The organism is Phytobacter sp. V69 (genome assembly GCF_965644215.1).
In the GTDB taxonomy this organism is placed as follows: Bacteria; Pseudomonadota; Gammaproteobacteria; order Enterobacterales; family Enterobacteriaceae; genus Phytobacter.
In genome coordinates, this window is sequence record NZ_CBFFRL010000013.1 from 1 (window position 1) to 12,626 (window position 12,626).

General features: G+C 54.3%; 13 protein-coding genes and 1 pseudogene. 3 read left to right on the forward strand and 11 right to left on the reverse strand.

Annotated elements, in window-relative coordinates; translation table 11 throughout:
• Positions 1-73: 73 nt before the first annotated feature.
• Positions 74-1,033: pseudogene (locus tag ACSZPU_RS03225) on the forward strand (aldo/keto reductase); the annotation flags it as partial.
• Positions 1,034-1,399: 366 nt separating this feature from the next.
• On the opposite strand, the gene pgpA reads toward ACSZPU_RS03225, so the two are convergent.
• The 6 genes from pgpA to nrdR all read right to left on the reverse strand — a co-directional run bounded on the left by pgpA (position 1,400) and on the right by nrdR (position 5,506).
• Entirely contained in the window at positions 1,400-1,909 is a 510-nt protein-coding gene (gene pgpA / locus ACSZPU_RS03230) for a phosphatidylglycerophosphatase A (RefSeq protein WP_498995419.1), read from the reverse strand.
• On the reverse strand, positions 1,896-2,873 hold the full coding sequence (gene thiL, locus ACSZPU_RS03235) for a thiamine-phosphate kinase (protein WP_498995421.1): 978 nt from the start codon (positions 2,871-2,873) through the stop codon (positions 1,896-1,898). The genes pgpA and thiL overlap by 14 nt, the downstream gene beginning before the upstream one ends.
• Positions 2,874-2,950: 77 nt before the next feature.
• On the reverse strand, positions 2,951-3,370 hold the full coding sequence (gene nusB, locus ACSZPU_RS03240; RefSeq protein ID WP_498995424.1) for a transcription antitermination factor NusB: 420 nt from the start codon (positions 3,368-3,370) through the stop codon (positions 2,951-2,953).
• Between the two features lie 20 nt (positions 3,371-3,390).
• On the reverse strand, positions 3,391-3,861 hold the full coding sequence (gene ribH / locus ACSZPU_RS03245) for a 6,7-dimethyl-8-ribityllumazine synthase (protein ID WP_090136927.1): 471 nt from the start codon (positions 3,859-3,861) through the stop codon (positions 3,391-3,393).
• A gap of 89 nt (positions 3,862-3,950) precedes the next feature.
• Complete coding sequence (gene ribD / locus ACSZPU_RS03250; protein WP_498995426.1) at positions 3,951-5,054, reverse strand: bifunctional diaminohydroxyphosphoribosylaminopyrimidine deaminase/5-amino-6-(5-phosphoribosylamino)uracil reductase RibD; 1,104 nt, start codon at positions 5,052-5,054, stop codon at positions 3,951-3,953.
• A 2-nt stretch (positions 5,055-5,056) separates the two neighbouring features.
• Positions 5,057-5,506, reverse strand: a complete 450-nt coding sequence (gene nrdR, locus ACSZPU_RS03255; protein ID WP_047371600.1) for a transcriptional regulator NrdR — start codon at positions 5,504-5,506, stop codon at positions 5,057-5,059.
• 153 nt (positions 5,507-5,659) lie between these two features.
• Between nrdR and ACSZPU_RS03260 the strand changes: the two genes are divergently transcribed.
• Entirely contained in the window at positions 5,660-6,202 is a 543-nt protein-coding gene (locus ACSZPU_RS03260; RefSeq protein WP_498995429.1) for a SadB/YajI family lipoprotein, read from the forward strand.
• A gap of 294 nt (positions 6,203-6,496) precedes the next feature.
• Positions 6,497-7,381 carry a nucleoside-specific channel-forming protein Tsx gene (locus tag ACSZPU_RS03265; protein WP_498995431.1) on the forward strand — a complete coding sequence of 295 codons (885 nt, stop codon included), beginning with the start codon at positions 6,497-6,499 and terminating at the stop codon, positions 7,379-7,381.
• Between the two features lie 112 nt (positions 7,382-7,493).
• Here ACSZPU_RS03265 and yajD read toward each other — a convergent pair whose 3' ends face one another.
• The 5 genes from yajD to yajC all read right to left on the reverse strand — a co-directional run bounded on the left by yajD (position 7,494) and on the right by yajC (position 12,626).
• The gene (gene yajD, locus ACSZPU_RS03270) at positions 7,494-7,841 is read right to left on the reverse strand and encodes an HNH nuclease YajD (protein WP_485886732.1); all 348 of its coding nucleotides are present in this window, start codon (positions 7,839-7,841) and stop codon (positions 7,494-7,496) included.
• Between the two features lie 66 nt (positions 7,842-7,907).
• Positions 7,908-9,311 carry a M24 family metallopeptidase gene (locus ACSZPU_RS03275; protein WP_498995434.1) on the reverse strand — a complete coding sequence of 468 codons (1,404 nt, stop codon included), beginning with the start codon at positions 9,309-9,311 and terminating at the stop codon, positions 7,908-7,910.
• 125 nt (positions 9,312-9,436) lie between these two features.
• Entirely contained in the window at positions 9,437-10,408 is a 972-nt protein-coding gene (gene secF / locus ACSZPU_RS03280; RefSeq protein ID WP_498995436.1) for a protein translocase subunit SecF, read from the reverse strand.
• A 10-nt stretch (positions 10,409-10,418) separates the two neighbouring features.
• The gene (secD, locus tag ACSZPU_RS03285; protein WP_498995438.1) at positions 10,419-12,266 is read right to left on the reverse strand and encodes a protein translocase subunit SecD; all 1,848 of its coding nucleotides are present in this window, start codon (positions 12,264-12,266) and stop codon (positions 10,419-10,421) included.
• 27 nt (positions 12,267-12,293) lie between these two features.
• Entirely contained in the window at positions 12,294-12,626 is a 333-nt protein-coding gene (yajC, locus tag ACSZPU_RS03290) for a preprotein translocase subunit YajC (protein ID WP_498995439.1), read from the reverse strand.

Sequence of the window (12,626 nt, forward strand, 5' to 3'; positions counted from 1 at the left end):
TACGGCCTCATTTCTCGCTGCCGTCCAGATCAGATGCATCGCTCTCTGGGCTAAAATCTTGTGACGACACTATCTAGGAAAAACAGATCTTAAGGTTTCCCGTCTTTGCCTTGGCTGCATGACCTTTGGCGAGCCAGACCGGGGCAGCCATGCCTGGACGCTGCCGGAAGAGAGCAGCCGTCTGATTATCCAGCACGCCCTGAATGGCGGAATCAACTTCTTCGATACGGCAAACAGCTACTCCGACGGCAGCAGTGAAGAGATCGTCGGCCGTGCCCTGCGTGACTTCGCCCGCCGCGAAGATGTAGTGGTCGCCACCAAGGTGTATCACGCATCCGGCACGCTGAAAGAAGGCCTCTCCCGCGCACAAATCCTGCGTTCCATCGATGACAGCCTGCAACGGCTGGGTATGGACTATGTCGATTTACTGCAAATCCACCGTTGGGACTACAACACGCCGATTGAAGAGACGCTGGAAGCGCTCAACGATGTGGTGAAATCCGGGAAAGTCCGCTACATCGGTGCCTCTTCCATGCATGCCCATCAGTTTGCGCAGGCGCTGGAATTGCAGAAACAGCATGGCTGGGCGCCGTTTGTCACCATGCAGGATCACTACAATCTCATCTACCGTGAAGAAGAGCGTGAAATGCTGCCGCTTTGCTACCAGGAAGGGGTTGCTGTCATCCCATGGAGCCCGCTGGCGCGTGGTCGTCTGACACGCCCGTGGGGGGAAACCACTGCCCGCGTCGTGTCGGATGAAGTGGGGAAAAAGCTGTATAACGAAAGCGATGAGAACGATGCGCAGATTGCCGAACGTCTGGGTTCGATAGCCGAAGAAACGGGCGCAACGCGCGCGCAGGTGGCGCTGGCCTGGCTGCTGAGCAAACCGGGTATTGCCGCACCGATTATCGGCGCATCGCGCGAAGAGCAACTGGAAGAGCTGCTACAGGCGGTGGATTTGACGCTAAAACCGGAACAGATCGCCGAGATGGAAACGCCGTACAAACAGCATCCGGTGGTTGGGTTTAAGTAATTTTGTAGCGCGCTAATGAGTCTGAAATGTCCCGGATGCGGCGTGAAACGCCTTATCCGGGCTACCGTCCATAGCCCCGGTAAGCGTCAGCGCCACCGGGGTTTCCCGGATGCGGATTCGCCTGATCCGGGCTACCTTCCGTAGCCCCGGTAAGCGTCAGCGCCACCGGGTTTTCCCCGGATGCGGATTCGCCTGATCCGGGCTACCTTCCGTAGCCCCGGTAAGCGTCAGCGCCACCGGGGTTTCCCCGGATGCGGATTCGCCTTATCCGGACTACCTTCCGTAGCCCCGGTAAGCGTCAGCGCCACCGGGGTTTCCCCGGATGCGGATTCGCCTGGACCGGGCAATATCAGATGAGAAATACCACTAGAGAATGCCAATTGGCCAGTAGTGCCCCACCGCGTAAAGAATACCCGCGGAGATAATCCCAGCCACGATGTCATCAACCATAATCCCCATGCCACCATGCACATTACGGTCGAACCAGCGAATCGGCCAAGGTTTCCACATATCGAAGATACGGAAAATCACAAACCCGGCGGCCACCCACTGCCAGTCATAGGTCGGAAGCGCCATCAGGGTGATCCACATCCCGATAAACTCATCCCAGACAATGCTGCCATGATCGTGCACGCCCATATCTTTCGCCGTACGATGGCAAAGATAGACGCCCACGCTAATGCCCAGCATCACCAGCAGCGAATAGAGCTGCCACGGAAGAAAGGTCATCAGATACCAGAACGGGATCGAGGCCAGAGAACCCATTGTACCTGGCACAACAGGGCTTAACCCGCTGCCAAACCCCGTTGCCAGCAGATGCCACGGGTTACTCATTTTCAAACGGCTTTTGGCAATATCTTTTTTAAACAGTGGCAAAGTGGTCGTATCCTTTCCAGTCAAGCGTCACAATTTTACCGTCACGGGTAAAATTCAGTCCTTCCACATCCGCGCTCATCTGCCCAATACAGGTCACTGGCACACCTAAATGGCCAACCGCCACCTCCAGCGCACCCCGATTAAGTTCCGGCACGGTGAAGCACAGTTCATAGTCTTCGCCACCTGACAGCGCCCAGCGCAACGCCTGCTCCGGCTCCACATGACGCTGAATCACCGGCGAATAAGGTAACGCATCGAGGTCAATTCGCGCACCGCAGCCGCTGGCCTTAAGGATATGCCCCAGGTCGGAAATCAGCCCGTCAGACAGATCGATTGCCGAGCTTGCCAGATTACGCAGTGCCTGCCCGTGTAACACGCGCGGCACAGGACGCAGATGACGCTGAATCAGGTAAGTCGCATCTGTTTGATCGTTGACCTGCAAACGATCTTGCAAAATAGCCAGCCCGGCTGCGCTGTCACCCGGTGTGCCGGTGACATAAATCCAGTCGCCCGGTTTGGCACCGGAGCGTTTGATTGCGCGCCCCACTGGCACATAACCGTGGATACCCAACGTCATCGACAGCGGGCCACGGGTCGTGTCGCCGCCAATCAGTTGCATATCGTAGTAATTGAGTTGTTCGAACAGGCTATCGCTGAACGCTTTAAGCCAGTCTTCATCGACACTCGGTAGCGTCAGTGCCAGCGTGAGCCACGCCGGGTCAGCGCCCATGGCCGCCAGATCGCTAATATTCACCGCCAGCGCTTTATACGCCAGGTCAGCCGGGTCGATATCAGGGAGAAAATGAATGCCTGACACGAGCGTGTCAGTGCTGATCGCCAGCGTCTGCTTTTCAGGAACATTCAGCAGAGCGCAGTCGTCACCGATGCCGGTATCGACATCACGACGTGAGCTTGTTACACGGTCAAAATAACGGGCAATCAGGGAAAATTCGCCGCATGCCATACGTTATGCCTCAGCATAGAAAGGAAAAAAGCCGGATAGAGTGCGGTTAGACATCGCACCCCATTCCGGCTTGAGGATCATTTTTTGTTGGGGCGAATCACGGGTGCGGCTTTATCGAGCACACCATTAACAAACTTGTGGCTATCCTCAGCACCGAAGGTTTTCGCCAGTTCGATAGCTTCGTTAATCGCCACTTTGTACGGCACATCTGAACGTTTGGACAGTTCGAACAGTGCAATACGCAGTACCGCTTTCTCAACCTGGCCCAGCTCTTCGAGCAGACGGGACAGGTACGGCTTCATCAGGCCGTCGAGATACGCGCTATTAGTCGCCACCCCGCTTAACAGCTCACGGAAGTACGGGACGTCAACGTCTTTTACGTCCTGTTCTGCCAGGAACTGATATTCAACATCAGCGATGTCGTTCTGGGACAACTGCCAGGAGTAGAGCGCCTGGACAGCACACTCACGGGCGCGGCGACGAGCAGCAGGTTTCACGGATTTCCCCTTACAAAAAATCAGGCCTTGATGGCTTTCAAAACATTAATCATTTCAAGCGCGGTCAGTGCAGCTTCTGCACCTTTGTTGCCAGCTTTGGTGCCAGCACGTTCGATGGCTTGTTCAATGCTTTCGGTAGTCAGTACACCAAAAGCGACCGGGATTTCGCTGTCCTGCGCGACATGCGCCAGGCCATTGCTTGCACCACCGGCTACATATTCAAAGTGCGCAGTACCGCCACGGATAACGGTACCCAGCGCAATCACCGCGTCATATTTACCGGTTTTCGCCAGCGCGCCCGCCGCCAGTGGCAGCTCATAAGCACCTGGAACCCATACAACGGTAATATTTTTATCTTTTACCTGGCCGATACGTTTCAGGGCGTCAATCGCACCTTCCAGCAGGCTGTCATTGATAAAATTGTTGAAACGCGCAATGGTGATGGCGACGCGAGCGTCCGGGGCAGCAACGTTAGCTTCAATAATGTTCATACTCTTCCTTTACAGGTTCAGTTCAGACCCCGCAGGGGGGCGGATTTTATCATAATATTTCACGCGCTGCTTCCCTTTTACAGCAGAGGCTACGCGTGGGTAAGATGCAGGCAGACGTCTGGCCCAACCTGACGTATCTCATTGAATTTAAAAGATGGCGCATCAGCCAACGCTTCAAGACCCGGCAGTACGCACAGCCCTCTGGCATCCGCACCCAGCAGTTTCGGCGCCAGATAGACAATCAGTTCATCCACCAGACCCGTCTGTAGCAACGCGCCCGCAAGATTAGCCCCCGCTTCCACCCAGATGCTGTTGATCTGCTGTTTGCCCAGCAGCATCATCAGGGTGACCAGATCCGCGTGTCCACGGTGCTCCGGTACAAGGATTTCACGCACCGATTCAGGCCAGGCGCGGCTATCGCTATGCGTACGCGCAAACCAGGTTTCCCCCGGCTGCTGTACTAAGGCGTGTTCAGGCGTCACGCGATTCTGGCTATCCACCACAATACGCACCGGCTGGCGCAGGTTTTCCTGCGGATAAAGCGCCTGTACGTCGGGGCTCAGCTCATCCCAGCGAACCGTCAGTTTAGGGTCATCTGCCAGCACCGTCGCGCTGCTGGTTAAAATGGCGTGACTTTGGGCACGTAAGCGCTGTACATCGCGTCGTGCCTGCGGTGAAGTGATCCACTGGCTCTCACCGCTGGCCATCGCCGTACGCCCATCAAGGGATGCGCCAAGTTTAAGCTGAATCCACGGAAAACCGGTACGCATGCGCTTTAAAAAACCTTTATTCAGCGCTTCGGCTTCCGCCATCATCAGGCTATGGCTCACTTCAATGCCTTCCTGTTTAAGCCGATAGAGGCCACGTCCTTGCACCTGAGGATTTGGATCCTGCATCGCTGCCACAACGCGGGCAACGCCTGCGGCAATGAGCGCTTCACAGCACGGCGGCGTACGCCCGTGATGGCTGCACGGCTCCAGCGTCACATAGGCCGTTGCACCGCGCGCGCGCTCACCCGCCATGCGCAGCGCATGGACCTCGGCGTGCGGTTCACCCGCACGATAGTGAAAGCCTTCACCGACGATTTCGCCGTTATTCACGATCACGCATCCGACATTGGGGTTCGGGTGGGTGGTAAAACGCCCGCGTTGCGCCAGTTTGAGCGCACGCGCCATGTACATTTCGTCCTGCATGGTCAGTCCTGTAAACGGGCGATCTCTTCGCCGAACTCTTTGATATCCTCGAAGCTGCGATACACCGACGCAAAACGGATATAGGCAACTTTATCGAGCTTTTTCAGCTGTTCCATGACCAGATTACCGATCATTTTGCTGGGGACTTCGCGTTCCCCGGTAGCGCGTAATTGTGACTTAATATGATTTAACGCCATTTCAACGTCATCGGAGCTTACCGGGCGTTTTTCCAGCGCTTTCAACATACCGCTGCGTAGCTTATCTTCGTTGAACGGTTCACGAACCTCATTGCTTTTCACAACGCGCGGCATCACTAGCTCTGCCACTTCAAAAGTGGTGAAACGTTCATTGCATACCAGACACTGGCGACGGCGGCGAACAGACGAACCTTCACCGACAAGGCGAGAATCAATTACTTTGGTATCCACGGCGAAACAGAATGGGCAATGCATACGACGTCCTGACGAGTGAGTTAACTGAAATCTATTTTACCCTGAACTGGCATGACAACAAAGACGAGCCGATTTTGAGACAATGGATCGATGGCAACGGAGCCGTTGCGATCTACCATTAAAAACATCCTCATATTCAAGGAAACAGACAGAATGACAAGACGTTACCTAAGATCCCTGTTACTGGGAAGCGTTTTCGCCCTCAGCGCCTGCGCACAGCAAGGCGAAGTTCGTCAACTGCATCAGGATGTCAGCACCCTGAATAAAGAAATGACCAAGCTGAACAAAGAAACGGTGAAAATCACCCAGCAAAACGCGCTGAATGCTAAATCCAGCAACGGCGTCTACCTGCTGCCAGGATCCAACACCCCTGCCCGCCTGAATAGCCAAATCGGCATGCTGCGTATGACGCTCAAAGACGTCACCCCAAATGCCAACGGCACGCGGGCCACGCTGCGTATTCAGGGGGAATCTAACGATCCGCTGCCGGCATTTAGCGGCACCGTAGAGTGGGGGCAGATTCAGGGCACCACCCAGAATTACCAGGAAGTGAATGTCCAGAACCAGCTGATTAGCGCCCCAGCCAGTACCCTCGCACCGAGCGATGTTGACGTCTCGCTGCAGCTCAATGGTATTACGCCAGAGCAGTTAGGTTTCGTCCGCATCCACGATATTCAGCCCGCCACCCCGCAATAATTTCCAGGGCGACATTGTCGCTCTTTTTCACACTTTGTTACGCCTGAGCGCCCGCCAGACAAAATCTGGTGGGTGTCATTTATTGGCAACAATGATGATCCTCAGTACAATCCCTGCTGCGAAATGCGCGTAAACGTGAACGCAATCGATTACGTGTGTTTCAGTAATGTGAAACAAGACATATTTTTGTGAGCAATGATACTTATAATAAGCTCGCAGAAACATGAAATATTTAGAAACGCAATGCGTGCATTCTTTCACTCCCGTAAGGGATCTCTTATCAGTGGCATAACTATGAAAAATACATTACTTGCAGCTGGCGCTGCGCTGGCGATCACAACGTCTTTCTCTGTGAGCGCAGCAGACACCAATAAACCTGAATATGTCTCCGACTGGTGGCATCAGAGCGTTAACGTGGTGGGCAGCTATCACACCCGCTTCGGACCGCAGATTCGTAACGATACTTATCTGGAATATGAAGCGTTTGCGAAAAAAGATTGGTTCGATTTCTATGGTTATGTCGATGCCCCGGTCTTCTTCGGCGGTAACACCGACGCGAAAGGTATCTGGAACCACGGTTCTCCGCTGTTTATGGAAATCGAACCGCGCTTCTCCATTGATAAACTGACCGGCACCGACCTGAGCTTTGGTCCGTTCAAAGAGTGGTATTTCGCGAACAACTACATCTACGACATGGGCCGCAACGCCTCCGGCCGCCAGAGCACGTGGTACATGGGTCTGGGTACCGATATCGACACCGGTCTGCCGATGAGCCTGTCTCTGAACGTGTACGCAAAATACCAGTGGCAGAACTACCTGGCAGCGAACGAAAACGAGTGGGATGGCTACCGTTTCAAAGTGAAATACTTTGTTCCGATCACCTCTCTGTGGGGCGGCCAGCTGAGCTACATCGGCTTCACCAACTTTGACTGGGGTTCAGACCTGGGCGACAACGACTTCCGTGATCTGAACGGTAAGAAAGCGCGTACCAACAACTCCATCGCGTCCAGCCACATTCTGTCCCTGGGCTACGATCACTGGCACTACTCTGTTGTTGCGCGTTACTGGCACAACGGCGGCCAGTGGAACGATGACACGAGCCTGAACTTCGGTAACGGCAACTTCAGCGTGCGTTCTACCGGCTGGGGTGGTTACCTGGTTGTGGGTTACAACTTCTAAGAGAAGTTAACCACGCGTCTAACGGCTGTTGGGCGCCAGTAAAAAAGCACCGAACGAGACGCTCGTCGGTGCTTTTTTTATTCGTTCAGGTCTGCCTACGCAGTAAGCGGTGCTATTTTTTCTTATTTAGCATCGCTTTTAGATCGGCGAACGGGTTATAGGTCGCCTCACCCACATCCTTTTGGGCATCCTCACCCGCAACAACCGTCGAACCATACTGATCCGCTTCGGTATATTTCGAGTGTTCATGATCGTGGCAGAACAAGCAGAGCAGCTCCCAGTTGCTGCCATCCTCAGGGTTGTTGGTATGATCGTGATCCATATGGTGGACGGTGAGCTCACGCAGGTTCGAATACACAAACTCCCGTGAACAGCGCCCGCACACCCATGGAAACAGTTTTAATGCTTTTTCACGGTAGCCGCTTTCCAGCCGCGTATAGTTTTTAGGGATAATGGCCATAATAATTAAATACCTGAGTAACGTAACGGTTTACGGGCAGTGCCCTGCTTCACTGAATTTTACCAGTCAATCGCTTACGCAGACCAGCGCCTGAGTCGCATCCAGTAACCACGGGCGCAGGTAGCCCACCGTACTGGAGAAAGGCAACACATCTTCCGGCAATCGGATGCCCAATTCTCGCTGAATATAATCACGCCGTGTTTGTACCCGCTGCCAGAGTTGCGGGTAATCCTCTGCCAGTTGCTGACGCAGCGCCGCATCGGCCAGGGCCACCGTGTCCTCAATACTCGCCCCCGCATAACCTGCACGAGAGGGGATAATATCAATCTGCAGAATCATTCCACTGGCCAGTGGAATCGTTGATTGCGGCGATATGGGCGAACATAGCCACTCTTCATCTGCGACGAGATGGCCCGGATTGAGATGCCAGTGATACTCCACCTTCGGCAGCACCGACTCAACCAGGCGATACATTTCGCCGCCCGTCAGACCAACGCGGAGATTCTCGAGCCACGCCACGACCGCGCGATAGTAGGGGATCGCCACGACGTCGAGATAATCCGCAACCGCCGTCGGCAATTCATCCGCACTGCCAACAACATAAGCAGCACGGCTACTCAAACCGCCTTTAAAACTGGTGGTCAGCGAGAATTTATCCCCGCGCTCGATAACCTTATCGCCAGGATAGAGCCGGCCGTTAGCGAAACGCTCTCCGGTAGCGGCAATCATCACCACGTTATTCGCCTGCCCTTCCGCCGCCAGTAGCGCACCTATCGCTTTTTCGGTTTTGCCCGGCGCAGCGGCGTTTAGTGCCGTCAGGATCGCGCTCGACGCCAGGTTTGCCCCGTATTCATAGTGCGCCAGTTCGTTGGCGTTATTTACCGTGCGCACGCCATATGCCGGGGAGATAAAAATATCCGTCGCATTCAGCAGGCTGCAGCTCTTCCCTGCCGCCTGCTGGATGGCACTAAAAATAAACGTCGGGAAATCAAAATGCTGCGAGGTATCTTCCCCCGCACCGGTAAATAACTTCCAGCCAGCCAGGCCAATCGTCTTCTGCGCTACGATCCCCGCATCCTGTAGCAGTTGCGGCAGCGTTTTGGTATTCGTCATCGGCTGATTCGGCAGAGAGAACCACGGCGCATGCACTACCTGATTTTCCAGCCGGGCATAGGGCGCCAGTTTCAGGTTCTCATTACCCAATACCAGTACGCAGTCGCCGTTGCTGTGCAGCACCAGCAGCGCCTCTTCGAAACGCGGGATAAACCCGGTGAGGTATTCGAAATTTGCGCCGTGCTCTTTATCTGCATAAACAATCAGCGAGTCCAGGCGACGCTCACGCATTCGCGCCAGTACGTTCTCTTTACGCGTCTGCACTGTTTCATCCGTCAGCGTGACACAAGGAATTGCATGCCACAGAGCGGGTTGCGCAACGGTTTGCAGCGTAATACGACGAGGGGTGGGGGTCATCAGATTTACTCCGTGTCATCATGCGCCAGGCAAGCAGAGTAACGAATACAGCGGACGTTGCGAGAAAAAAATCCCGGTCATGCGACCGGGATTCCGATTATAGAACAATTTTACGCAGGCAATAATTACGGCAGAATTGACGGCTGATCCGCCCCTTCTTTTTCCACTTTCTGCTGAATCAGGTGCTCACGTTTCATGCCCAGTTTCAGCGCCAGCGCGGAGGCCACGTAAATCGAGGACGCCGTACCGATGGTGACACCGATAAGCATGGTCAGGGAGAAGCCCGCCAGAATCGTACCACCAAACAGATACAGCATCAGGATCACGACTAAGGTGGTCCCGGAGGTGATCAACGTACGATGCAGCGTCTGGGTCAGCGACACGTTAAAGATTTCGTAAGAAGTCCCACGGCGAATCTTGCGGAAGTTTTCACGAATACGGTCGGATACCACGATACTGTCGTTAAGCGAGTAACCGATAACGGACATCAACGACGCCACGATAGTCAGGTCAATCTCGATATGGAACAACGACAGCACGCCCATGGTAATGATCACGTCGTGCGCCAGTGCGATAACAACCCCTGCCGCCAGGCGCCACTCGAAGCGGAAGCCGACGTAAACAAGGATAGAGATCAGCGCCACCATCAGCGCCATTGCACCGGTTTGAGCCAGGTCAGCACCGACGCTCGGCCCCACAAACTCAATACGTTTTACCGTCGCATTCTGGCTGCTGGTATCGTTAATCACTTTAACGACTTTGCTGCCCAGCTCCTGACCACCGGTTTCCCCGTGTACAGGCGGCATACGTACCATGATGTCGCGGCTGCTACCGAAGTTTTGCAGCAGCGGCTCTTCAAAGCCCGACTTCTGCAGCGCTTCGCGCATCTGGTCCATATCCACTGGTTTTTCCAGCGTGATTTCGATTACCGTACCGCCGGTAAAATCCAGACCCCAGTTAAATCCACGCACGCCAATGATGGCGATAGAGATAATTAACAGCAGACCAGAGATGCCGAACGCCCAGTAATCCCAGCGCATAAAGTCCCAGACTTTACGGCCGTAGTTCAATTGTTCAACAGTGTATTCCTGTGCCACAACGCACTCCTCAGATAGACAGCTTTTTAACGCGCTTGCCGCCGTACAGCAGGTTCACGATGGCACGGGTGCCGACAATTGCGGTAAACATCGACGTTGCCACACCGATACCGGTGGTAATCGCAAAGCCTTTGATTGCGCCTGTACCCACTGCATACAGGATCAGGACTTTAATCAGCGTCGTGACGTTCGCATCGAAGATGGAACTGAACGCGCCTTTATACCCTTCATCAATAGCTTGCTGCACCGAACGACCGTTGCTCAATTCTTCTTTGATACGTTCGTTTATCAGTACGTTAGCATCGACCGCAACCGCAAGGGTTAACACAATACCCGCAATACCTGGCATGGTGAGCGTCGCCCCTGGCAGCAGGGACATAATGCCGACAATCAATACCAGGTTGGCAATCAGTGCGCTCGTCGCAATCAGACCAAACTTCTTATAGAAGAAGATCATGAAGATGATGGAGACCACCAGGCCTGCCAGACAGGCTTCCAGACCCTGAGTGATGTTCTGCATCCCAAGGGTTGGACCAATGGTACGTTCTTCAACAATCTGAATCGGCGCAATCAATGCACCCGCTCGCAGCAGCAGTGAGAGCTGACGGGCTTCGTTCGGGTTGTTAATACCGGTGATACGGAAGCTGTTACCCAGACGAGACTGGATATTGGCGATGTTAATCACCTCTTCCTCTTTCACCAGAATAGCGCGGCCATTTGCGTCTTTCTTACCACTGTCTTTGTACTCCACAAACAGGGTCGCCATCGGTTTGCCGATGTTGTCCTTGGTGAAGTTAGACATGATGTTACCGCCAGCGCTATCCAGTGAAATGTTCACCTGCGGCTGGTTGTACTCATCCTGGCTGGACGTGGAGTCGGTGATATGGTCACCGGTCAGAATCACACGTTTGTACAGCACAACTGGCTGCCCTTCGCGCGTCTGCTTCACTTCGGAATCGCCCGGCACACGGCCCGCAGCGGCAGCGGCCTGATCAACATTGCTGTTTACCAGACGGAATTCCAGGGTTGCAGTTGCACCGAGGATTTCTTTTGCACGCGCAGTGTCCTGAATACCCGGCAGCTCAACCACGATACGGTCTGAGCCCTGACGCTGTACCAGCGGCTCAGCGACGCCGAGTTGATTCACACGGTTACGCAGGATATTGATGTTTTGCTGCACCGCGTATTCGCGGGCTTCGCTCAGACGCGCATCGGTCATCACCGCACCCAGCGCGTTATCGCCCTGGCTGGTAATAACGAGATCGCGGTGACGCTGGGTCAGATAAGTGACCGCCTGGTCGCGCGCACCTGCGTCGCGGAAGAGAATGCTCAGGCCATAGTTATCGTCCTTACGTACGTTGGTGTAAGGAATGCCTTTATCGCGCAGGTCGCTACGCAGGCTGTCGATATTCTGTTCCTGGAGTTTGCCCAGCGCAGTGTCCATGTCCACTTCCATCAGGAAGTGCACGCCGCCACGCAGGTCGAGACCCAGTTTCATGGGTTCGGCATTGACTGCGCTCAGCCAGCGCGGTGTGGCCGGAGCAAGGTTAAGCGCCACGACAAACTGGTCACCCAGCTCAGTCACCAGCGCTTCACGCGCGCGTAACTGAACGTCAGTGCTGTCAAAGCGAGCGAGAATAGCGCCGTTTTCCAGTGCCACAGACTTCGCGTCGATTTTTTCTTCTTGTAGAGTTTTCTGGACCTGGATCAGCGTTTGCTCACTGGCGGCGACACCGCGCGCACCAGTGATCTGAACAGCCGGATCCTCACCATACAGGTTGGGAAGTGCGTAGAGCAGGCCGACGGCAATGACGACGACCAGCATAATGTACTTCCACAAAGGATAACGGTTTAACACGGCAGTTCCCTTTGGGAAAACAAGAAATTACAGCGCCTTCATGGTGCCTTTCGGCAGAACGGCAGCTACGAAGTCACGTTTGATAACCACTTCAGTGGTATCGTTCAGCGCGATAGCAATGTAGCCAGTTTCCGCTACTTTGGTTACGCGACCGACCAGACCACCGTTGGTCAGCACTTCATCACCTTTCGCGATGGAGTTCATCAGATTTTTATGCTCTTTAGTGCGTTTCTGCTGTGGGCGAAGGATCATGAAATAGAAAATCAGACCAAACACCGCCAACATCAGAATCAGAGACATCGGGCTGCTCTGCGCTGCGCCGCCTGTTGCTGCTACCGCATCAGAAATAAAAAAGCTCAT